Raw genomic sequence first — 21,933 nt, 5'->3', positions numbered from 1 at the left:
ATGAGCATCAAGAAGCCAGCCACCCCGTCGAAGAGTGAGCTCGCGGGCACCGACACCCTGGACCGTGGCAACACCAACGCCAAGCTGCAGGCACTGGAGGAGTTTCGCTCAGACGCTACCGGCCAGGCGCTGCGCACCAACCAAGGCGTGAAGATTTCTGACAACCAGAACACCCTGAAAGTTGGCTCCCGTGGCCCTTCGCTGCTGGAAGACTTCATCATGCGTGAAAAAATCACGCACTTTGACCACGAACGTATCCCGGAGCGCATCGTGCATGCCCGCGGTACGGGCGCGCATGGTTATTTCCAAACGTATGAAAACCATTCGGCGCTGTCCAAGGCCGGCTTCCTGCGTAACCCGGAGCATAAAACCCCGGTGTTTGTGCGCTTTTCGACCGTACAAGGCCCGCGTGGCTCGGGCGATACCGTGCGCGACGTGCGTGGTTTTGCCGTGAAGTTCTTCACCGACGAAGGCAACTTCGACCTGGTGGGCAACAACATGCCGGTGTTTTTCATTCAGGATGCGATCAAGTTTCCCGACTTCGTGCACGCGGTAAAACCTGAGCCCCACAACGAAATACCTACCGGCGGCTCGGCCCACGATACGTTCTGGGATTTTGTCTCGCTGCAGCCGGAATCGGCGCACATGGTTTTGTGGGCAATGTCTGACCGTGCCATTCCAAAAAGCCTGCGCTCCATGCAGGGCTTTGGTATTCACACTTTCCGCCTGATCAATACCGAGGGTAAGTCGACCTTCGTGAAATTCCACTGGCATCCAAAAGTCGGCACCTGCTCCCTGGTGTGGGACGAAGCGCAAAAGCTTGCCGGTAAAGATACCGACTACCACCGTCGCGACCTGTGGGAAGCGATTGAAGGCGGCGACTACCCTGAGTGGGAATTGGGCGTACAAATCGTTGCGGAAGAGGACGAGCATAAGTTCGACTTCGACTTGCTCGACCCGACCAAGATCATCCCCGAAGAGCTGGTACCGATTACGCCGCTGGGCAAGATGGTGCTTAACCGTAACCCGGACAACTTCTTTGCTGAAGTCGAACAAGTCGCCTTCTGCCCTGGCCATATCGTGCCGGGTATCGACTTCACCAACGACCCGCTGCTGCAAGGCCGTCTGTTTTCCTACACGGATACGCAGATCAGCCGTCTCGGTGGGCCGAACTTCCACGAGCTGCCGATCAACCGTCCTGTCACGCCGTTCCACAATGGCCAGCGTGATGCCCAGCATCGCACCGTAATCGACAAGGGCCGTGCGGCGTACGAGCCGAATTCGATCGACGGCGGCTGGCCGAAAGAAACGCCACCGGCTGCCGAGGATGGTGGTTTCGAGACCTATTACGAGCGCGTCGACGCCAACAAAGTGCGTGAGCGCAGTGAGTCGTTTGGCGACCATTTCTCGCAAGCCACGCTGTTCTTTAACAGCATGAGCCACCACGAGAAAGAGCACATCATCGCGGCCTACAGCTTCGAGTTGGGCAAGGTGGAGCGTGAGTTCATTCGTGCCCGCCAAGTTGACGAGATTCTCGCCAATATCGACCTGGAGCTGGCCAAGCGCGTTGCGCAAAACCTCGGCCTGCCGGCGCCAACCAAAGGTACGGTGCCTGCGCGTGAGACGTCGCTGAAAGAATCGCCTGCATTGAGCCAGGTGAACCTGCTGTCGGGCGATATCAAGACACGCAAAGTCGCAATTCTTGCGGCGAACGGTGTGGATGGCGCAGCGATTGATGCACTGAAAAAGGCGCTGGAAGCAGAAGGCGCACACGCCAAGCTGCTGGGGCCGACCTCGGCACCGGTGAAAACAGCGGATGGCAAGAGCCTGCCGGTGGACGCGTCGATGGAAGGTATGCCGTCGATTGCGTTTGATGCGGTGTTCGTGCCTGGCGGTAAAGAGTCGATCAAGGCGTTGAGCGGTGACGGTGTGGCGTTGCACTTCCTGTTGGAAGCGTACAAGCATTTGAAGGCGATTACCGTTGCCAATGACGCGAAGCCATTGTTGGACTTGCTCAAGCTTGAAGCGGATGCGGGGCTGATTGTTGGCGAGGATGCCAAGGCGTTCAAGGCGTTCTTTGTGGCGATTGCGCAGCACCGAGTTTGGGATCGTGAGCCTAAGGCCAAGGCGATTCCGGCTTAAGTTATTGGCTGTCTGTTAGACCGCTATCGGGAGCAACCCCTCCCACATTGGACGGCATTCGCCGTTCAAATGTTGGGAGGGGTTGCTCCCCATGGCTTTAGTCCGCCTTGCGCGGTATCAGCACAACCTGCGCCGGAATGTGCTTGATAATCTGCCGGTGAATCTTCAAGTCATACGCCGAATCAATTCGCTTCACCCGTTTGGTCAGCAACGTGGCCAGCCACGGGTAATCCTGCGTGCGCGGCACCTGGATGCTCACGTCACACTGGTAATTCACCACGTCGGTGGCAATCGCATCCAACTGGTGACGCAGCTCTTCTATATCCGTGAGGTTCAGCGCAATCGTAGTGCTCGGGGCTGCAGGGTCGATGACTTTGGCTGCAGGCTTGGCTTCGGCTGCCTTCAAGGCCGCTTCGGCTTTATCCAACTCGACTTTACGCGCGTGGCTGATCGCGCTGTTCACGCCACCGGTGAGTGCTGGCGCCTTGGGCATCAGCGCGCGGGCGCGGCTCAGGGCCGTGGCAGCGGCGTTTACATCACCCTTTTGCAGCACAATTTGGCTGCGCTGCAAGTAGGCTTCGGCCAATTGGCGCTGGTAAGTCTCCAGGGCCGGGTCGTTGGGCGATTGGGCCTGCAACGCGGCCAGTTGGTCTTCGGCGGTGGCCAGTTCACTGCTGGCCAGGTTTTGCTCCAGCTGCGCGATGGCCGCAGCGCGAGCATCCGGCGCCTCAAGGGCGGCGGGCGGTGTGCTTTGACAGGCGCCCAGCAGCAGGGAAAATGCGGCAAGGAGCAGATAACGGGAGTTGAACGGCTTCATTCCTGCGACTCTCTAATTGCGCAAAAAGCGAGCAAGTCTACACCCCACGACGGGGCAGGACAAAACTCAGCAAAAACAAGGCGGCGGCCGTCACTACAATCGACGGCCCGGCCGGGGTGTCCTTGAACCAAGACAACGCCAGGCCCCCGCACACTGCCAGCATCCCCAAAAAGCTCGCGCCAATCGCCATTTGCTCGGGTGAGCGAGCGTGGCGCTGGGCAGCGGCGGCGGGAATAATCAGCAGCGACGTGATCAACAATACGCCGACAATCTTCATCGCGACAGCAATCACCACGGCGATCAACAGCATCAGCGTCATGCGCAGCGCCGGTACGGGCAACCCTTCCACCGTGGCCAGCTCTTCGTGCACGGTGATCGCCAGCAGCGGGCGCCACAGGGCCACGAGCAACACCAGCACTGCCGCGCTGCCGCCCAAAATCCACGCAAGGTCGCTGGGGCTGATCGCCAGTAAATCGCCGAACAGGTAGGCCATCAGGTCGATGCGCACTTCATGCATGAAGCTCAGCACCACCAGCCCGAGGGACAAGGTGCTCGGCGCGAGAATCCCCAACAGCGTGTCGGAGGCCAGCGGCTGGCGCTGTTGCAGGGTGACCAGCAGCACCGCCAGCAACAGGCAGCCCACGGTGACGGCGATGGTCGGGCTCACATCCAGCAAAAAGCCCATGGCCACGCCGAGCAGCGCGGCGTGCGACAACGTGTCGCCAAAATAGGCCATGCGCCGCCATACCACGAACGAGCCCAACGGGCCTGCCACCAGTGCCAAAGCCAAGCCTGCCAGCAGGGCGTAGAACAGAAAATCAGCCATGCTTGCAGTCGGCTCCATGCGTGTGGGTAGGCGGCGTTTGGCGGTCGTCGACCACCGCGCCATGCAGGTCGTGGGCGTGGTCGTGATGGTGATGATAAATCGCCAGGCTTTGCGCGTTCTTGCCGAACAGCTCGACGAAGGCCGGGTCGCTGCTGACCTGTTCCGGGTGGCCGGAGCAACACACGTGGCGGTTCAGGCAGACCACTTGGTCGGTGGTGCTCATCACCAGGTGCAGGTCGTGAGAAACCATCAGCACGCCGCAGCCATGCCGGTCGCGCAGCCGTGTGATCAGGCTGTACAGCTCGGCCTGGCCCGCGACATCGACGCCTTGCACCGGCTCATCAAGCACCAGCAATTGGGGCTCGCGCAACAGGGCGCGGGCCAGCAGTACGCGCTGCATTTCGCCGCCGGAGATGCTTTGTACCGGGCTGTCGATTACCTGTTCGGCGCCGACTTCCTTGAGCGCGGCCTGCGCGCGCGGGCGGTCGACACCGGGCACCAGGCGCAGGAAGCGCAGCACCGACAGCGGCAAGGTCGGGTCCACGTGGAGTTTTTGCGGCATGTAACCGACGCGCAGCTTGGGCTTGCGCCACACGGTGCCGGTGTCGGGCTTGAGCAAACCGAGTACGGCGCGCACCAGGGTGGTTTTGCCGGCGCCATTCGGGCCGATCAGGGTGACGATCTGCCCAGGCTTCACGCTCAGGGCGATGTTATCCAGCACGTTTTGCCCGGCGAACGTGACCCCAACCTGTTCCAGGCGGATTAACGCGTTGCTCATCAAGCCCCCTGGCAGCCCGAGCACAGGCCGACGACTTCGACCGTTTGCCCTTCGACCTTGAAACCGACCTCGGCAGAACTCTTGATAATCGCGTCGCTGATGCTTTTTTGTTCAAGCTCGATGGCGGCATGGCACTCGCGGCAAATCAGGAACTGGCCCTGATGCGCGTGCTCCGGGTGGTTACAGCCGACAAACGCGTTGAGCGAGGCGATGCGGTGGACCAGGCCGTTTTCGAGTAGAAAATCCAGCGCGCGGTACACCGTGGGCGGCGCGGCGCGGCGGCCGTCCTGCTCGCTGAGTACGCCGAGAATGTCGTAGGCACCCAGCGGCTTGTGGCTCTGCCACACCAATTCCAGCACCCGGCGACGCAACGCGGTCAGGCGCAAGCCCTTCTGCGCACACAGGGTGTCGGCCTCTGACAGTGCGGTGTGCACGCAGTGGGAGTGGTCGTGGGGACGGCTGGCAAGCGGTGTTTTAGGCATGAGCGGCGACAGACATTTGATAGAGACGTTATTATGTTACCCGTTCCTACGTCATTGAGTGGTCATCGTGTCCCGACTTTTTCCCGTTTTTGTCGTATTTGTCACCAGTTTGTTCATCGCAGGCGCCGCTCAGGCCGAGGTCAAGGTGCTGACCAGCATCAAGCCGTTGCAGTTGATCGCCGCCGCTGTGCAGGACGGCGTGGCGGTTCCAGAGGTGCTGTTGCCACCTGGCGCCTCGCCGCATAACTATGCGTTACGCCCATCCGACGTACGGCGCGTGCAATCGGTAGACCTGCTGTATTGGATCGGCCCGGACATGGAGACCTTCCTGCCGCGCGTACTCAAAGGGCGTAGTCTGCCGACCGTGGCCGTGCAGGACCTTGCCGGAATGAAGCTGCGCCGCTTCGCCGACGATGGCCTCTCGCATGCCGATGATGCCGACGAACATGATCACGATCACCGCCCAGGCAGCCTGGACGCGCATTTGTGGTTGTCGACGGTAAATGCCCGCGTGATCGCTGCGCGCATGGCGGCAGACCTGAGTACTGCCGACCCGGCCAATGCCGCGCGTTACGCCAGCAACGTGAAGGCCTTCGATGAGCGTTTGGATGCGTTGGATGCGCGTTTGAAAGCGCGCCTTGCTACAGTCGGCGATAAGCCTTACTTCGTGTTCCACGAGGCGTTTGACTACTTCGAAGACGCTTACGGGCTCAAGCACACCGGCGTGTTCAGTGTTGCCGCCGAAGTACAGCCAGGCGCCCAGCACGTGGCGGCAATGCGTACGCGGTTGCAGGAAGTCGGCAAGACCTGCGTGTTCAGTGAGCCGCCATTGCGCCCGCGTCTGGCCGAGACGCTGGTCGCCGGTTTGCCGGTGAAATTGGCGGAACTGGATGCGCTGGGCGGTTACACCAAGGCCACGGCGCAAGGTTACGAGCAGGTGCTGGAGAAGTTGGGGAATGACTTGGCCGGGTGCCTGGAGTCGCTCTGACTATGTGGGAGGGAGCAAGTCGAATCGTCGCACCGCCCCTCCCTCCTTTTTAGAGCGCAAACGGCAGGTGGATCGTGACCTGCTGACGCTGCGCCAAGCGATGCTCAAACTCCGCCGGGTCATGAATCAACACATCCTGCCCGGCGAATGACTCGGCAGCGATCAGGCGCGATAGCCAGAACCGCACGCACGCTACGCGCAGCAAGGTCGGCCACAGCTCCGCTTCCTTGGCTGTAAACGGTCGCAGCCCTGCGTACGCGCCCAGCAAGGCCCGCGCGCGTTGCCCATCGATCACGCCATCGGCGTCCGAACACCAGTCATTCAGGGCGATTGCCACGTCGTACAGCATCGGGCCTGAGCAGGCGTTGTAGAAGTCGATCAGGCCTGTCAGGTCGGTGCCTTCGAACATTGCGTTGTCGCGAAACAGGTCGCCGTGAACGTTCGCGCGTGGCAGGGCCAGGATGTCGGCCTTGTGGGCTTCGATCTCGGTCAATGCAGCGTGCAGCAGGCGCTGTTGCGCGTCGTTCAGGTGCGAAATCAGCTGCGTACCTTCAGCGAGCATCCAATCGAGCCCGCGGTCGGTCTTGCGTTGCAGCATCTTGTCGCCTTGGGTGGCCAAGTGCAGATGGCCGAGCAGGTCGCCGACTTGGGCGCAATGCTGCGCGTTGGCGTGCTTGATGTGCTTGCCGGCCAGGCGCGGTTGCAGCAGCGCGGGTTTGCCCGCCAGCGTGCGCAGCGCCACGCCGTCGGTGGTGCGCAGGGCGTAAGGCACCGGCAGATCAGCCTCGTGGAGCACGTCGAGCAACTCGATGAAGAACGGCATTTCCGCTACGGGGCCGCGCTCAACCAGGGTCAGCACGAACTCGCCCTGCTCCATGCTGATAAAGAAATTGGTGTTTTCGCTACCGGCGGCAATCCCCTGGAAATCGAGCAGGCGGCCGAGCCCGTAAGGGGCGAGAAAGGTTTCCAGCTCGGGCCGAGCCAGCGGGGTGAACACAGACATGGTTAAAACTGCCAGTACGGGCGCCGCGGTACACGGCGCCAATTGAAGTTAAGAAATCATTTCCATTCGAAGATCTTCCATGACGGAATCAGCATATCCGGCTGGTCGGAACGGATGAAGTTTGCATCGGTTCCGTCCGCGCGCACCAGAAAATACGGCGGCGCACCCTTTACGGTGACTTTGATTGCGTACAGGAAACCGTTTTGGCGGTACTCCTGGATGGTTCTGTCGCCCTCGGTGCGGATCGTGACTTCCGGGTCGCCCGTGGGCGCGCTGTCGGCTGCCATGGCGGCCAACGGCAAGAGTGCAATCAAGCCGGTCAACAACAGGCTATTTACGGTGCGCATGATAACCTTGTCCCTTTGTCGTCAATGGTCCGGCTATTCTAGCGCCTGACCCGCCGAAAAGGTTGATCCTGCTCATGAGCCAAGCCCCCCTCGTCCTGGTGGACGGTTCTTCATATCTGTACCGCGCCTTTCACGCGCTGCCACCGCTGACTACCTCCAAAGGCCTGCCGACCGGTGCGGTCAAGGGCGTGTTGAACATGCTCAAAAGCCTGCGCAGGCAGTACCCGGACAGCCCGTTCGCGGTGGTGTTCGACGCCAAAGGCGGGACCTTTCGCGATGACATGTACGCCGAATACAAGGCCAACCGCCCAAGCATGCCCGATGACATGCGCCTGCAAATCGAGCCGCTGCACCAAAGCGTAATCGCCCTCGGCTTCCCGCTGTTGTGCGTTGAAGGCGTAGAGGCCGATGACGTGATCGGCACTCTGGCCCGCAGCAGTGCGGCTGCCGACCGACCGGTGGTGATTTCTACCGGTGACAAGGACATGGCGCAACTGGTCGACGGTCACATCACCTTGGTCAACACCATGACCGGTAGCGCGATGGACATCGAGGGCGTGAAGGAGAAATTTGGCGTCGCCCCGGAGCAGATCATTGATTACCTGGCGCTGATGGGCGATTCGTCCGACAACATCCCAGGCGTTCCGGGCATTGGTCCGAAGACCGCTTCCGGCTTGTTGGTCGGCGTGAACGGCGGCCTCAAAGAGCTTTATGAGCAGTTGGATATTGTGCCGACCTTGCCGATTCGCGGGGCCAAGACCCTGCCCGCCAAGCTGGCAGAGCACAAAGAGATGGCGTTTCTGTCGTATCAGTTGGCGACGATCAAGATCGATGTGCCGCTGGACGTCGGCCTGGACGATTTGCACCTGATCGAGCCGGATCGCGAAAAACTGCTGGAGCTGTATACGCTGCTGGAGTTCAAGAGCTGGTACGACGAGATTCAGCGCGACACCAAGCGCGTCGAGCTCAAGGCTTCGACCGAGCGCGCGCCTGCTGCCGAAGAGGTTGTTGAGTCGGCACCTGTTGAAGCGGCCTACACCACCATCCTCGACCAGGCGACGTTCGACAGTTGGTTGAAGAAGCTCAACGGCGCGAAGTTGTTCGCTTTCGACACCGAAACCACCGGGATCGACGCACAGCAGGCGCAATTGGTCGGCGTTTCGTTTGCCGTACAGCCGCACGAAGCGGCCTACATCCCGCTGACGCATGCCTACCTCGATGCGCCGCAGCAGCTCGACCGCGACAGCGTGTTGCTGGCGCTCAAGCCTTTGCTGGAAGACCCGAGCAAGCTAAAGGTTGGCCAGCACGCCAAATTCGACATGAACATCCTGGCCAACTGCGCGATTGGCGGCGACCCGGCGCAGGGCATTACCGTGCGCGGCATTGCGTTCGACACGATGCTTGAATCCTATGTGCTGAATTCAACCGCCACCCGCCACGACATGGACAGCCTGGCGAAGAAGTACCTGGACTATGACACTGTCAGCTTCCAGGACATCGCCGGCAAAGGCGCCAAGCAGCTGACGTTCGATCAGATCCCGCTTGAGCAGGCTGGCCCGTACGCGGCCGAAGATGCAGACGTAACGCTGCGCCTGCACCAGGCGTTGCACGCGCAACTTGCTGCCATACCGGCGCTGGCCAGTGTGCTGACCGACATCGAAATACCACTGGTGCCGGTGCTGGCGCGGATCGAGCGTCAGGGCGCGCTGGTGGATAAAGACCTGTTGGGCATCCAGAGTATCGAGCTGGGTAACAAGATGGTCGAGCTGGAGCGCCAGGCATTCGAGATCGCCGGTGAGGCGTTCAACCTGGGCTCGCCCAAGCAGCTTGGGGCGATTCTCTACGAAAAACTCGGCTTGCCGGTGCTGAAAAAGACCGGCAAGGGCCAGGCCTCAACGGCTGAGGAAGTGTTGGCCAAGTTGGCCGAAGACGACTTCCTGTTGCCCAAGGTGCTGATGCAGTACCGCAGCATGAGCAAGCTGAAAAGCACTTACACCGACCGCCTGCCGGAGCAGATCAACCCGCGCACCGGGCGCATTCATACGTCGTATCATCAGGCGGTAACGGCGACTGGGCGGTTGTCTTCCAGTGATCCGAACCTGCAGAACATCCCGGTGCGCACCGCCGAAGGTCGGCGGATTCGCCAAGCGTTTGTCGCGCCCAAGGGTTACAAACTGCTGGCGGCGGACTATTCGCAGATCGAACTGCGGATCATGGCGCACTTGTCCAAGGACGAGGGCCTGATGAATGCGTTCCGCAACGAATTGGACGTGCATACCGCCACGGCGGCCGAAGTGTTCAAGGTTGAGCTGACGGAGGTCACGCCCAATCAGCGCCGCAGCGCCAAGGCGATCAACTTTGGCCTGATCTACGGCATGGGGGCGCAAAAGCTCGGCAAAGACATCGGCGTGGATACCAAAACCGCCAAGGCCTACATAGACGTGTACTTCGCGCGCTACCCAGGCGTTCGTGAATACATGGAGCGCACGCGCGCCCAAGCGGCCGATCAGGGCTACGTAGAAACCTTCTTCGGGCGCCGGTTGTATGTGCCGGACATCAATTCCAACAAGCCTCAGGAGCGAGCCGCCGCAGAACGCACGGCGATTAACGCGCCGATGCAAGGCACGGCGGCCGACATCATCAAGAAAGCCATGGTGTTGGTGGACAACTGGCTGACCGAGTCTGGCCTGGATGCCAAAGTCATTCTGCAAGTGCACGATGAACTGGTGCTTGAGGTGCGTGAAGACCTGGTCGCAGAGGTCAGCGCGAAAATCCGCGAGCACATGAGCGCCGCGGCGCAGTTGGATGTGCCATTGGTGGTGGACGTGGGCGTGGGCGATAACTGGGACGAAGCGCACTGATTTCGAGGCGCCGCCACCCCCATGCGGGGCGGCGGAGTGCTTTGAATCAGACGTCGCCGGCAGATGTTTCAAATAGTTTTTCAGCCTGCCGGAACTTAACCCGTGAAATGCGACTCAGAGGTACTGAATGGGTGGTGAAGCCCTTCAATGCTCCTATGTTGTGTTAAGTGTTGGCAGATATCCGGACCCCGCCCTAACGGTCCGGAACTTGAACCCCGAACTTCCTCTCCCCATGTGAAGTCCGGGGTTTTTTTTGCCCGCTGAAACGCTATTCGGCGATTTCGGCGCCCTTGTCGGCCAATTCCATCCAGCCGGCCAGCACGGTGTAAGCGTCTTCCAGGCCCAAGCGTTTTGGCGCCGAGAACAGCTGGATAGTGATCGTGTCACCCCAGCCTTTACGGATCTCGGCCTGTACTTTAAGCAGCGTGTTCTTGGCCGCGCCGTAGGTCAGCTTGTCGGCTTTGGTCAGTAAAATATGCATCGGCATGCCGCTGGCGACCGCCCAGTCGAGCATCAGCAAGTCGAAGTCGGTCATTGGATGACGGATGTCCATCATCAGAATCAAACCTTTCAAACTTTCCCGGCCGCCCAGGTAAGCCTCGAGGTGACGCTGCCAGTGCAGCTTCAACGGGATAGGTACTTTTGCGTAGCCGTAGCCCGGCAGGTCGACCAGGCGCCGATCATCGTCCAGCTTGAAGAAGTTGAGCAGTTGCGTACGGCCCGGGGTTTTTGAGGTGCGCGCCAGGCTGGCGTGGGTCAGGGTGTTCAGCGCGCTGGACTTGCCAGCGTTGGAACGACCGGCAAAGGCCACTTCAAAGCCTTCGTCATCGGGGCATTGGTCAACTTTGGCGGCGCTGAGCATGAACGTGGACTGTTGGCACAGGCCAAGGATGGGATTCTTGAGTTGCATGAGATTTCCGATGTGGGCGGTGCCGAAAAAGGGTGCGGCAAGCGGTGTCGTTTCCGTTTCAGTAGCGCCAGTATATAATGCCGCAGATTTTGTGTGTGCTTTGTCCCAGCGAAGGATGAAGTTCACGGGAGCGAAATACCTTCATTGCGCATTAGAACGCAAAACGCTCTCAAACCCTGAAAAGGTCGATGTATGACCAGATGGTTGCTCGCTGTCGGTGTCCTGATTCCGCTTTACGGCGCTCAGGCTACACAGGATCTGGAGGCGGTGTACAACCGAGTTTGCGTGGCTTGCCATGCCGGCCAACTGCCCAGCGCGCCCAAACGGGGTGATCAGGCAGCTTGGGCGCCCAGACTGGCGCAGGGCATGGACACGCTGGTGCAACACGTGACTGAGGGTTTCAAGGCAATGCCGACGCGTGGCTTGTGCATGGACTGCAGTACTGAGGATTACCAGGCCGTCATTCAGTTGATGGTGAGTAAACCCGGTAGATGACTCTTAAACCCTTAGCCGTAGTTGGATTAGCTGATGAACAAACTGATCGTGAGTCTGCTCTTGACCGTGGGCATGGCAGGTGTTGCCCATGCTGCAGGCGACGCCACCGCAGGCCAGGCGAAAGCCGCCGTGTGTGGCGCTTGCCATGGGCCGGATGGCAACAGCCCGGTACCGAACTTCCCCAAACTGGCGGGCCAGGGTGAGCGTTACCTGACCAAGCAGATGCACGACATCAAGGACGGCAAGCGCACGGTGCTGGAAATGACCGGCTTGCTGACCAACCTCAGCGATCAGGACGTGGCGGATATTGCCGCCTACTTTGCAAGCCAGGCGGGCAGCGTGGGCGCTGCCGACCCGAAACAAGTGGCTCGCGGTGAAGAACTGTTCCGTGGCGGCAACCTCGAAAAAGGTATGCCCGCGTGCATCGGTTGCCACTCGCCCAACGGCGCAGGCCTTGCCGCTGCGGGTTTTCCGCACTTGAGCGGGCAACATGCGCAGTATACCGCCAAGCAGCTGACGGACTTTCGTGAAGGCAATCGAACCAATGATGGCGACGCCAAAATCATGCAAAGCATCGCCGGCAAGTTAAGCAACAAGGACATCGAAGCGGTTTCCCAGTACATCCAGGGCCTGCACTGATCGCAACAGCACGTTAACGCTCGATTAATCCATCGATGCAAGCATAAAAAGGGTGGCTTGGGCTGCCCTTTTTTGTGGCCGGTGCCGTTACACTAACGAACTGATGCCCGCGTAGACCTGTCACAACAAAGGTCCCGCGAGGCGAATTTATTTGTCCAGGAGTAAAGCATGCGTAATCTGATTCTCAGCGCCGCTCTCGTCACTGCCAGCCTCTTCGGCATGACCGCGCAAGCTGCCGATGTGCCGCTTGAAGCCGGTAAAACTTACGTCGAATTGGCCAACCCGGTTCCGGTTTCGGTGCCCGGCAAGATCGAAGTGGTAGAGCTGTTCTGGTACGGCTGCCCGCATTGCTACGCGTTTGAGCCAACGATCAATCCATGGGTTGAAAAACTGCCTGCGGACGTCAACTTCAGGCGCATCCCGGCCATGTTCGGCGGCCCATGGGATGCCCACGGCCAGTTGTTCCTGACCCTGGAAGCCATGGGTGTGGAGCACAAGGTGCACAACGCTGTATTTGAAGCCATCCAGAAGCAAGGCAAGCGCCTGACCAAACCTGACGAGATGGCTGACTTCGTTGCCACTCAAGGCGTGGATAAGGACAAGTTCCTGGCCACCTTCAATTCCTTCGCTATTCAGGGCCAGATCAAACAGGCCAAGGAACTCGCCCAGAAGTATGGCGTGCAAGGCGTACCGACCCTGATCGTCAACGGTAAATACCGTTTCGACCTGGGCACCACCGGTGGTCCTGAAGCCACCCTCAATGTAGCCGACCAACTGATCGCCAAAGAGCGCGCAGCCAAGTAAGGGGGCTCGCCATGCGCCGCTGGGGTACTGAACGCGTTGTTGGCCTGCATGACCCGCAGGTCAATGAACATCATCTGGAATCCACAGGCCTGCCGGCAGACAGCCGTTTGCGCCTGCTCAGCTTCAATATCCAGGTAGGTATCAGTACCGAGAAGTACCGGCACTACCTCACCCGTGGCTGGCAGCACTTGCTGCCTCATAACGGGCGGGCCGGTAACCTGCAGAAAATCGGCAACCTGCTGAACGACTTCGACCTGGTCGCCTTGCAGGAAGCCGACGGCGGCAGCATGCGCTCCGGTTACGTCAACCAGGTGGAACACCTGGCGCACCTCGGAGCGTTTCCGTACTGGTATCAGCAACTCAATCGCAACCTCGGGCGCCTGGCGCAGCACAGCAATGGTGTGCTCAGCCGCTTGAAGCCGACCGCCATCGAAGATCACCCGTTACCCGGCCCCAAGGGGCGCGGGGCTATTCTCGTGCGTTTCGGCGAAGGCCCGGAAGCCTTGGTGGTCGTCATGATGCACCTGGCGCTCGGGGGTAAGACGCGCAACCTGCAGCTTGCCTACGTGCGTGAATTGATTGGCAACTATAAACATCAGGTGTTGATGGGTGACATGAACACCCACGCCAACGACCTGTTGCAGAATTCCCCGTTGCGCGACCTCGGTTTACTCGCGCCACAAGTCGAAGCCACTTTTCCCAGCTGGCGCCCGCAGCGCTGTCTGGACCATATCCTGCTCAGCCCCACCCTCACGCTTGAAAGCGTGCAAGTGCTGGCGCAGCCCATTTCCGATCACCTGCCGGTCGCGGTAGAGATTCGTCTGCCGGGTTCGCTTACGGCTGATGCATTACCCGCGTTGAGCCCAAGCCCTCGCGGACCCCTTGCATGAGCGACGACGCCCAGCGCTGGAAAGAGAAATACCTGAAAAGCGTTGAGCAGCAAGACAAGCTCGAGCGCCGCTGGGCTGCCCGCCTCGACCTGCTGCGCCGAGGGTTGGTGCGCAGCACGCTCGCCGCGGAAGGGACCGACCGCGCCGTTGACCAGTGCATGAAGGAAATGCGCGACGTGGTGCGCACAGACGACATGGACGCCGCCCTCGCCGCGCTGCTGCCACGCCTGGAAAAAGCCGTGCTCGACTCGGAGCAGCGCCGCGAAACCCGGGTTGACCAGACCAGCACCGCCCTCACCGCCTTGGTCGCGCAGTTGCAGAAGTTGCCACTGCCGCGTGAAGTGGCCCGCCCGCTGAAGGCCTTTGCCAAGCAGCTCGATGGCCGAGTCGGTCAGGCGCGGGAAATCCCGCTGCTGCTCAGTGAGCTGAGCAGCTTGCAGGAGCAGGCGTTGAATAACCTGGAGCCGGAGGGCGAAACCGCGCGCTCCGGCCCGGGTTTGCTGCAGCGTCTTTTTGGTTCAAAGGATGTCCCAAGCGACACGCAGGTGCTCGAAGCCACGCCGCAGCCTGTGCCTGAGCCAGCGGCGCCGAAGTCCGCGGCGCCCCAGCCGGCACCTGAGCCTGAACAGCCCGCGCAATCTGAAGAACTGACAAACGCCTTGCGTGCCTTCGCGCCCGTGCCGCCGACACCGGCCGCCGCGCCGCCCGAGCCTGTTGCGCCTGTTGCGCCAGCCAGCGCGGCAGAAGTCGCCGGCGAGTCGTTTGTCTTCGAGGCGCCGGCTTCAGCCCAGCCCATCACCACGCCTGTTGAAGCCGCCGAGCCCAAGACGCTTGAGCCAGCGGTTGAGGAAGACGCTCCCGAAAGCGCCCTCGCCGCCTTTATCGAAACGCCAGAAGCTCAGGTTGCGACGCCGGATCAAACCGCCATCGGCAGCCTGTCACTGCCGCCCGTACTCGAAGACCCTGAGCTTGACCTTGATCAGCAACAGTCGGATGGCCTCTACGCGTTGCCCGACTCGCCAGAACCGTCCTATAGCTCGGTCGCCAAGCACATCGAGAGTACGTTGCTTGGGCTGCTGGAAGATTTGTCGCTGCCCGAGCACCATCTGCCCCAGGCAGAATCAATGCGCGAGCGCCTGGCCAATGGCTTGAACTGGTACGAATTGCTGCCGATTCTTGATGACCTGGCGGTGCTGATGCTGGCGATTACCGACAGCGGCCAGCATGAGTTCGAGGCCTATCTCAAGCAGCTCAATGAGCGCCTTGAGGCATTCCAGGGCCATTTGCAGGTGGCCAGCGACGGCCACGCCGACAGCCGCTCGGCAGCGCGTGAGCTGGACACGCAAATTCGTGAACAGGTCGATGGCCTGCAAAGCAGTGTGCAGGAAGCGGCTGACCTGGGCAGCCTCAAGCAGGTGTTGGAAAGCCACCTTGAAGGCCTGCTTGGCACCATGGACCAACACCAGCAGCAGCGTGACCAGCGCGAGCAAGAAGTGGCGGCGCGCTTGAAAAGCCTGGCCGAGCGGGTGTCGAGCATGGAGCAGGAAGCTCAGGGCTATCGCGAGCATTTGGAAGTACAGCGCCAGAAGGCTTTGATCGATCCGCTCACCGGGTTGCCTAACCGTGCGGCCTGGAGCGAGCGTCTCGACCATGAGGTCAACAGCTGGCATCAGCGTGGCAGTAACCTGTCGTTGGCGATGCTGGACCTCGACCACTTCAAGCGTATTAACGATAACTATGGCCACCTGGCGGGCGACAAGGTACTCAAGATCATCGCCAATGTGCTGCGCGAGCGTCTGCGCACTACCGACTTTATCGCGCGTTTCGGCGGTGAAGAGTTTGTGTTGCTGATGCCTGACTCAGCGTTGGCGGATGCCCTGGACGTGGGTGAAGTGCTGCGCTCGGCCATCGAGGCGTGCCCGTTTCACTTCAAGGGCGAGCGGGTAACCATCACAGTGTGCATGGGGGTGGCGCAGTTTCAGCCGGGTGAGCGCAGTGACTTGGCGCTCAAGCGCGCCGATGAGGCGTTGTATCGCGCCAAGGCGGCGGGGCGTAACCAAGTGCACGCGGCGTAAAAAATGTTCTATTTTGTAATTTGAACGCCGCGCCTCAATCGGTACGTTACACTGTTGCATTATCGTCTTCAGCGTAATGTCTTCCGCCATGAAATCCTTGTACCTCGCCTTCGTATTCGTCCTGCTCGCCGGCTGCGCCAGCGGCCCGCGCCTGGACACCCGCCACCCTTCAGTGAACCACGACAACCGCGTGCAGTTTGTTGTGGTGCATTACACCTCGACCAATCTTGAGCGCTCGCTCGCACTGTTGACCCACGGTCAGGTCAGCAGCCATTACCTGATCGGCGACGACGGCTCAGGCACCATTTACAAGCTGGTGGATGAGAGCCAGCGCGCCTGGCACGCAGGGGAAAGCGAATGGATGGGGCGCACTTGGCTCAACTCCAGTTCCATTGGCATCGAAATCGTCAACCCAGGGTACAGCGACACGCCGACGGGCCGTGTCTGGTATCCGTATTCCGAGGCGCAGGTACAGTCATTGGTGGTGTTGCTCAAGGACATCATCAAGCGCAATGGTATCGAACCCAAGAACATCATCGGCCATAGCGACATCGCGCCGCTGCGCAAGCTCGACCCTGGCCCGTTGTTCCCGTGGAAGCGTTTGGCCGCTGAAGGTTTAGGCGTTTGGCCTGACGCGCAGGCCGTCGCTCAATTGCGGGCGCAGTACAGCGTTGTGCTGCCGAGCGTCACCTGGTTCCAGGAAGAGTTGGCACGCCTGGGCTACCAGACACCGCAGACCGGTGAGCTGGATGTCGCCACGCGGCACGTAATCGCAGCGTTCCAGATGCACTTTCGCCCATCACTGTTTGATGGCACGCCGGATGCGGAGAGTGCCGCGATACTGAGCGCGTTAAACCGCCGCTGATACTTACAACGGCAACGCCATGTAGAACTGCGTACCTTGCCCCGGCCGCGAATACACGCCCATGCGGCCGCCATGCAATTGCACAATCTCTTTGCACAGCGCCAGGCCCAGGCCGGCGCCGCCTTTTTTGCGGCCCACTTGCACAAAGGGTTCAAAGATCCGCCCTTGCTGCCCGTAGGCAATACCTTCGCCATTGTCCTCAACGCTGATAATCACGCGCTCGCCATGCCGGCGCGCCTGCAGGCGGATGTGCCCGCCCTCAGCGGTATGTCGCAAAGCGTTGCCCAGCAGGTTGTCGAGCACGCGCTCGAGTTGAGCTTGATCGGCATGCAGGCTCGGCAAGTCAGATTGGGCCTCCACCAGCAGCTCGACGCTCTGCGCATTCGCCGGCTCCACAAATCGGGCACGTGCATGCGCCAGCAAGTCGGCGACATCACAGGGGCCGAGCGTGAGTTTTTGCAGGCCATTCTGGTAGCGTGAAAAGTTCAACAGGTCGTTGATCAGTTGCATCAGACGCTGCATTTCTTCATTAACCGTATCCAGCAGGTCTGCTTCACGAGAGTCTGCGGGGAATTTGGCCCGCTCGCGGAACAAGCCGAAGGCCATGTGCATGCCGGTCACGGGCGTGCGCAACTCGTGTGAGGCGCGCAACACGAATTCGCTGCGCACCCGTTCGAACGCGCGCTGCTCGGTAACGTCATGCAGCACCATTACTGCACCGAGGATATGCCCTTGCGTATGGCTCACCGGCGTCAGGCTGTAGGTCAGCAGGCGCAATTCGCCTTCGACTTCCACTTCCAGGTCTTCCGGTGCGAGCTCAAGATTGCCGCCGCGCAGCACCAGTTGCAGTTGTTCGTCCATTTCCGGGCGACCGAGGGCTTCACCCAAACCCTGGCCCAAACGTGCCTCGTCCCAGCCTAACTGGCGCTGTGCTACCGGGTTAAGGTGTTCCAGGCGGCCTTGGCGATCGATCATCAACAGGCCATCGTCGATGCTGTCGAGTACCGCTTGCAGGCGCTGCTGGCCCGCCAGTAACTCATCGACGTTGGTTGCCTGATGCTGGCGCAACGCTTCGGCCATCATGCCGAAGCGGCGGGTCAGCTGATTCATTTCCGCTGCCGATGAGATCGGCAGGGTCACTTCAAAATCGCCCTGCCCGATCTTGTCTGCCGCTTTGGCCAAGGCTTCTATCGGCGCACCAAAACGCCGAGCGATGCCGTGTGCGGTGACAAAACCGATCAGCAATACCGCCAAACCAACCAGCCCCAGCAGGCCGGCAATCAACAGCGCACGGTCACGGGATTTGTGTTCGCTGGTGTTGATGTTTTCCAGGGCGCGTTTGTGTTCGGCGATCAGGCCATTGCGCAATGCATTGAAGCTTTGGGTCAGCTTTTGGTTTTTATTGGCCGCCATGGAGCTTTGTTGGGCTTCGTCGAATGCCTTGAGAAAATTCAGGTAATCGACGCGAGCCTGGCTGAACCCATTGATTCTGCCGTCTTGCTGTTCATGCGCGACGCCTTCATCGAGCAAGGCGAAGTATTCCTGTTTCGAGCTTTGCAGCGCCTTGGGGTCGGGTTTTTCCTCCAGCATCAGGATCAACTGGTCCCCGAGGGTCTGGCGCAACTTCAGGCCCAAGTCCAGGGTGATAAAGTTGCTGCGGATCAGCGACTCCTGGCTTTTCGCCATTTGCATAACGCTGACGAGGCCGAGAATCAGGCCCAGCAGGGCGACGGTGATCAGCGCTGAGATACTCAAGAACAACCGAGTGCGCAGTTTCATCGCTAGCTTCATAGGGTACAGCTCACAAATTGTACTGTTTGCGTTTGCGGTACAGGGTCGACGCGTCGATGCCGAGGGTCCGGGCCGCTTGGTCCAGGGTGTCGCTGGTGGCAAGTACGGCGCCGATATGGGCTTTCTCCAGCTCGTCCAGGCTCAGCGCTGCACCGATACGTGGGGCGTTGTTGGTCGGTTGCTCGGCCATCCCGAGGTGGCTGATTTCGACTTTTTCCTGTGGGCAGATAATGCTGGCGCGCTCAACCACGTTGCGCAGCTCACGAATATTGCCCGGCCATCGATAATTGAGCAGGGCTTCACGTGCGTCATCGCTGAAACCGCGAGCGGGTCGGGCGTATTCCTTGACGAAACGCGCCAGGAACCGGTCCGCCAGGGTCAGGATGTCCTCACTGCGCTCGCGCAAAGGCGGCAAGTGCAAAGTAATAACGTTGAGACGGTACAGCAAGTCCTCCCGGAAGCGGCCTTCGCGCACCATGTCTTCCAGGTTCAGGTTGGTCGCCGCCAGAATGCGCACATCGGCACGCCGAGTCACCGGGTCGCCGACGCGCTCGTATTCTTTGTCTTGGATGAAACGCAGCAACTTGGGTTGCAACGTGAGGGGGAAGTCGCCGATCTCGTCGAGAAACAGCGTACCGCCATCCGCCTGGTTGACTCGGCCCAAGGTGCTTTCGCTGGCCCCGGTGAAAGCGCCGCGGCTGTGGCCGAACAACTCACTTTCCATCAGCTCTGCCGTCAGCGACGGGCAGTTGATGGTCACGCAGGATTTTTTCGAGCGTTTGCTCCACCCGTGAATCGCCCGCGCCAGTTCACCTTTACCTGTACCGGACTCGCCAAGAATCAAGATGTTGGCGTCGGTGCCGGCGACTTGGCGTGCGGTTTCCAACACCACCATCATGGCCGGGCTGTGGGAGTCGAGGCCGTCTTTGGATTGGCGCACCGCGCCTTCCAGCGCTTCCAGCCGCGCCGAAAGCTGGCGCACTTCCAACTGTTTGGCAGTGGCCAGGCGCAATTGGTCGGGGCTGCAAGGTTTAACCAAGTAGTCGGCAGCGCCCGCCTGGATCGCGTCGACTGCGGTGTCCACGGCGGAATGCGCGGTCACGATCACCACGCGCATCCACGGCGCCTGAATGCGCATTTGGGCCAGTACATCCAGGCCGTTGTCTTCGCCCAGGCGTAAGTCCAGGAAGCACAGGTCAAACACTTGGCGCTGCATCAATGCGTCAGCTTGGGCGGCGCTGTTGGCGGTGGCTACGGTGTAGCCCTCGTCTTCCAGGCAATAACGGAAGGTGCGAAGGATCGCGGATTCGTCATCCACTAAAAGAATGCGGCCTTGAAGTTCCTTGGCTGATTCCATGTGTCCCGCGCTCCTTAACTGTGAGTAGTGATGGTGCTTAGTCCCGGAATAATCGGGCAAGTTGCATGGTTTATTCTGATTGATAAAAGGCTTCTTCGCGCAGGTATCTGCGCCCTCTCCTACAAACGCACCTTTTTAAGGCGTTTTACCGGTTTTTCGCCGGTTCTTTTCCCTTGGGCGACTCGCCAAGCGCTTTTGATCCCTTGGTCTGCGCAGTGACCATCGTGCATTTCGCACGGCCTGGATAGGGCCATCGTGCAGGATGCTGGGCTCATCGTGGGTGTTTAATTCGTAAGTATTTGATTTTTATGTGTTTTATTTTGTAAAAAACCTGGCATGCGCTCTGCAATATCCCTCTCAACAGTGTCATGAACGAATAATCAGAATGCGGGAGAAATGCAGCATGACTCGCCAAAGCCTCAGCTTCAGCCAATTGCACGTATCGCCACTGCGCTTGCAGCAAGGTCTGTTTGCCAGCCTGGCGTTGATGGTCACGCTGATTGCTGGCCAGCAGTTGCAACACTGGCAGGAGAGTCAGCAGCAAACCGCACAATTTGAACGTCCGGTCATGACACAGAAACATTTTCGTTCCGTTGGCAGCGCTACTGCCGATGTGACTGCCCCGCAATTGAGAGTGGCTGACCAGGATTCCACCCTGGGTGAATTGCCGACTCAAGAGCGTTGGGTCTTCTAGGCAACACTTCCAGGCAACAAAGGGTCGCTGGTCTCGGCGGCTGAACGGAATTACCGCTGTTACTTTCATAAACTTTAAGGAGATTCACCATGCTGAGTTGGGCAATCACATTTCTGATCATCGCCATTGTGGCTGCAGTCTTGGGCTTCGGTGGTATCGCGGGCACCGCTACGGGTATCGCAAAAATTCTGTTTGTGGTCTTCCTGGTGATGTTCATCGCTTCGTTCTTCTTTGGCCGTCGCGGTCGTTGAACATGAAGTCTCTTCCTTTTAAAGCCATTGCTGTTGCCCTGCTCTTGGGCGGCAGCGGCTTGGTGATGGCCGCCAATGACGGCCAATCACGGGCCAACCAATTGCTTGGCGCGGACAAGCAGTACCGCGAAACCTGGCAAAGTGTGGTGAAGAAAGAAGAGCGCTTGCCTGAATGGGTGATGAATCTTTCAGGTTCCGCCGAGCAAATGAATGCCGTAGAGGAAGGTGGCGACAAGTACTTGGTCGGGCCGCTCTGCGAAACAGCGGACAGTTGCCTGCACAAGCGCCTGATCGTTGCATTCAGCTTCGACAAGGAAGATGCCTACGCCATGTTGGTGGAAGTCCCGGCAGGTTTGCCGGCAGACAAGTCCCCGACGCGGCACGCCGATTACCGATTTATCGGTAAGCCGGACCCAGGCATGCAAAAACTGCTGATGGAACAGCTCAAGAAAGACCCGAATTGGTACTAGGTTTCGTCTGACGTAACAGTCGAAGACGCAGCCTTCGTCCATAGAAAGAAGCCACTGTGCTTCTTTCTGTCTGCATCGCTCGCCATGGGCGCTGCATGACCAGGGGGCCGGGTTGCTCTGATCAATCGAGATCGGCGTGACCTACGGGTACAGGGAGTACCTGCGCAAGGGCTGGGTCAGGTGTAAAGCTGTGACGCAAGTTCACAAGTCCTCAAGCTTGCTGAACTTGCGACGGGCTTATCGCTCTGATAACCCGTCACGTATGCCGCCCATAGCGGGTATTTCCTTTTTTACCTCCTCCAAATCATTACTTGGTGTGTCTAATCGACCTTCTATCGAGAAAATTTTTCTCGAATCGTCGGTGCGGTGAGACGCCACGTTCGACGATTGCCCGGGTTTATTGCGGGTGACTTCACTTCGTCCACCTTCTCTGAGCGAGCCTGTCTTG

At 59.8% G+C, this 21,933-nt stretch carries 21 protein-coding genes; 12 read left to right on the top strand and 9 right to left on the bottom strand.

The features are described from left to right. The gene (katE, locus tag ACOZK9_RS18445; RefSeq protein WP_122250185.1) at positions 1–2,142 is read left to right on the top strand and encodes a catalase HPII; all 2,142 of its coding nucleotides are present in this window, start codon (positions 1–3) and stop codon (positions 2,140–2,142) included. Between the two features lie 97 nt (positions 2,143–2,239). Here katE and ACOZK9_RS18440 read toward each other — a convergent pair whose 3' ends face one another. The 4 genes from ACOZK9_RS18440 to zur are packed head-to-tail and all read right to left on the bottom strand — an operon-like array spanning position 2,240 to position 5,045. Next, complete coding sequence (locus tag ACOZK9_RS18440; protein WP_122250186.1) at positions 2,240–2,959, bottom strand: PA5502 family lipoprotein; 720 nt, start codon at positions 2,957–2,959, stop codon at positions 2,240–2,242. 37 nt (positions 2,960–2,996) lie between these two features. Further along, positions 2,997–3,785: a zinc ABC transporter permease subunit ZnuB gene (gene znuB, locus ACOZK9_RS18435; protein WP_122250187.1), complete on the bottom strand. Its 789-nt coding sequence runs from the start codon at positions 3,783–3,785 to the stop codon at positions 2,997–2,999. After that, the gene (gene znuC / locus ACOZK9_RS18430) at positions 3,778–4,563 is read right to left on the bottom strand and encodes a zinc ABC transporter ATP-binding protein ZnuC (protein WP_421556307.1); all 786 of its coding nucleotides are present in this window, start codon (positions 4,561–4,563) and stop codon (positions 3,778–3,780) included. The genes znuB and znuC overlap by 8 nt, the downstream gene beginning before the upstream one ends. After that, positions 4,563–5,045: a zinc uptake transcriptional repressor Zur gene (zur, locus tag ACOZK9_RS18425; protein WP_058413897.1), complete on the bottom strand. Its 483-nt coding sequence runs from the start codon at positions 5,043–5,045 to the stop codon at positions 4,563–4,565. The genes znuC and zur overlap by 1 nt, the downstream gene beginning before the upstream one ends. Positions 5,046–5,103: 58 nt before the next feature. On the opposite strand from zur, the gene ACOZK9_RS18420 reads away from it, so the two are divergent. Next, on the top strand, positions 5,104–6,033 hold the full coding sequence (locus ACOZK9_RS18420; protein ID WP_058413898.1) for a zinc ABC transporter substrate-binding protein: 930 nt from the start codon (positions 5,104–5,106) through the stop codon (positions 6,031–6,033). A 49-nt stretch (positions 6,034–6,082) separates the two neighbouring features. Here ACOZK9_RS18420 and ACOZK9_RS18415 read toward each other — a convergent pair whose 3' ends face one another. Together ACOZK9_RS18415 and ACOZK9_RS18410 are read right to left on the bottom strand one after the other, a co-directional pair. Beyond that, positions 6,083–7,036 (bottom strand): homoserine kinase, encoded by a 954-nt coding sequence (locus ACOZK9_RS18415; RefSeq protein ID WP_421556306.1) that lies wholly within the window; start codon positions 7,034–7,036, stop codon positions 6,083–6,085. 56 nt (positions 7,037–7,092) lie between these two features. Further along, on the bottom strand, positions 7,093–7,383 hold the full coding sequence (locus ACOZK9_RS18410) for a DUF2782 domain-containing protein (protein ID WP_058413900.1): 291 nt from the start codon (positions 7,381–7,383) through the stop codon (positions 7,093–7,095). Positions 7,384–7,457: 74 nt separating this feature from the next. Here ACOZK9_RS18410 and polA point away from each other — a divergent pair, with 74 nt between their 5' ends. Continuing rightward, entirely contained in the window at positions 7,458–10,244 is a 2,787-nt protein-coding gene (gene polA, locus ACOZK9_RS18405) for a DNA polymerase I (RefSeq protein WP_421556305.1), read from the top strand. 268 nt (positions 10,245–10,512) lie between these two features. Here polA and yihA read toward each other — a convergent pair whose 3' ends face one another. Then, positions 10,513–11,154, bottom strand: a complete 642-nt coding sequence (gene yihA / locus ACOZK9_RS18400; RefSeq protein ID WP_048721487.1) for a ribosome biogenesis GTP-binding protein YihA/YsxC — start codon at positions 11,152–11,154, stop codon at positions 10,513–10,515. A 192-nt stretch (positions 11,155–11,346) separates the two neighbouring features. Between yihA and ACOZK9_RS18395 the strand changes: the two genes are divergently transcribed. The 6 genes from ACOZK9_RS18395 (at position 11,347) to ACOZK9_RS18370 (ending at position 16,922) form a co-directional block, all read left to right on the top strand. After that, entirely contained in the window at positions 11,347–11,649 is a 303-nt protein-coding gene (locus tag ACOZK9_RS18395; RefSeq protein ID WP_122250190.1) for a c-type cytochrome, read from the top strand. A 33-nt stretch (positions 11,650–11,682) separates the two neighbouring features. After that, positions 11,683–12,288 carry a c-type cytochrome gene (locus ACOZK9_RS18390; RefSeq protein WP_058413903.1) on the top strand — a complete coding sequence of 202 codons (606 nt, stop codon included), beginning with the start codon at positions 11,683–11,685 and terminating at the stop codon, positions 12,286–12,288. 168 nt (positions 12,289–12,456) lie between these two features. Then, the gene (gene dsbA, locus ACOZK9_RS18385; protein WP_058413904.1) at positions 12,457–13,092 is read left to right on the top strand and encodes a thiol:disulfide interchange protein DsbA; all 636 of its coding nucleotides are present in this window, start codon (positions 12,457–12,459) and stop codon (positions 13,090–13,092) included. 11 nt (positions 13,093–13,103) lie between these two features. Beyond that, entirely contained in the window at positions 13,104–13,982 is an 879-nt protein-coding gene (locus ACOZK9_RS18380) for an endonuclease/exonuclease/phosphatase family protein (protein ID WP_152750419.1), read from the top strand. Continuing rightward, complete coding sequence (locus ACOZK9_RS18375) at positions 13,979–16,057, top strand: GGDEF domain-containing protein (protein WP_421556304.1); 2,079 nt, start codon at positions 13,979–13,981, stop codon at positions 16,055–16,057. The genes ACOZK9_RS18380 and ACOZK9_RS18375 overlap by 4 nt, the downstream gene beginning before the upstream one ends. 88 nt (positions 16,058–16,145) lie before the next feature. Beyond that, the gene (locus ACOZK9_RS18370; RefSeq protein WP_152746011.1) at positions 16,146–16,922 is read left to right on the top strand and encodes an N-acetylmuramoyl-L-alanine amidase; all 777 of its coding nucleotides are present in this window, start codon (positions 16,146–16,148) and stop codon (positions 16,920–16,922) included. A gap of 3 nt (positions 16,923–16,925) precedes the next feature. Here ACOZK9_RS18370 and ACOZK9_RS18365 read toward each other — a convergent pair whose 3' ends face one another. Together ACOZK9_RS18365 and algB are read right to left on the bottom strand one after the other, a co-directional pair. Continuing rightward, a complete protein-coding gene (locus ACOZK9_RS18365; protein WP_421556303.1) occupies positions 16,926–18,713 on the bottom strand; it encodes a KinB sensor domain-containing domain in 1,788 nt (595 codons plus the stop codon). 10 nt (positions 18,714–18,723) lie between these two features. After that, positions 18,724–20,070 (bottom strand): sigma-54-dependent response regulator transcription factor AlgB, encoded by a 1,347-nt coding sequence (gene algB / locus ACOZK9_RS18360; protein WP_058413909.1) that lies wholly within the window; start codon positions 20,068–20,070, stop codon positions 18,724–18,726. Between the two features lie 403 nt (positions 20,071–20,473). Here algB and ACOZK9_RS18355 point away from each other — a divergent pair, with 403 nt between their 5' ends. The 3 genes from ACOZK9_RS18355 (at position 20,474) to ACOZK9_RS18345 (ending at position 21,485) form a co-directional block, all read left to right on the top strand. Beyond that, positions 20,474–20,764, top strand: coding sequence for a hypothetical protein (locus ACOZK9_RS18355; RefSeq protein WP_058413910.1), 291 nt, complete (start codon positions 20,474–20,476; stop codon positions 20,762–20,764). Between the two features lie 89 nt (positions 20,765–20,853). Then, the gene (locus ACOZK9_RS18350; RefSeq protein ID WP_082649059.1) at positions 20,854–21,015 is read left to right on the top strand and encodes a DUF1328 domain-containing protein; all 162 of its coding nucleotides are present in this window, start codon (positions 20,854–20,856) and stop codon (positions 21,013–21,015) included. A gap of 2 nt (positions 21,016–21,017) precedes the next feature. Beyond that, complete coding sequence (locus tag ACOZK9_RS18345) at positions 21,018–21,485, top strand: inhibitor of vertebrate lysozyme family protein (RefSeq protein ID WP_152750421.1); 468 nt, start codon at positions 21,018–21,020, stop codon at positions 21,483–21,485. Positions 21,486–21,933: the final 448 nt, after the last annotated feature.

Source organism: Pseudomonas kitaguniensis (genome assembly GCF_049199985.1).
GTDB classification, from domain to species: domain Bacteria; phylum Pseudomonadota; class Gammaproteobacteria; order Pseudomonadales; family Pseudomonadaceae; genus Aquipseudomonas; species Aquipseudomonas kitaguniensis.
Note: the sequence above shows the minus strand (reverse complement) of the source record. Positions and strands in the feature narration are given on the sequence as shown.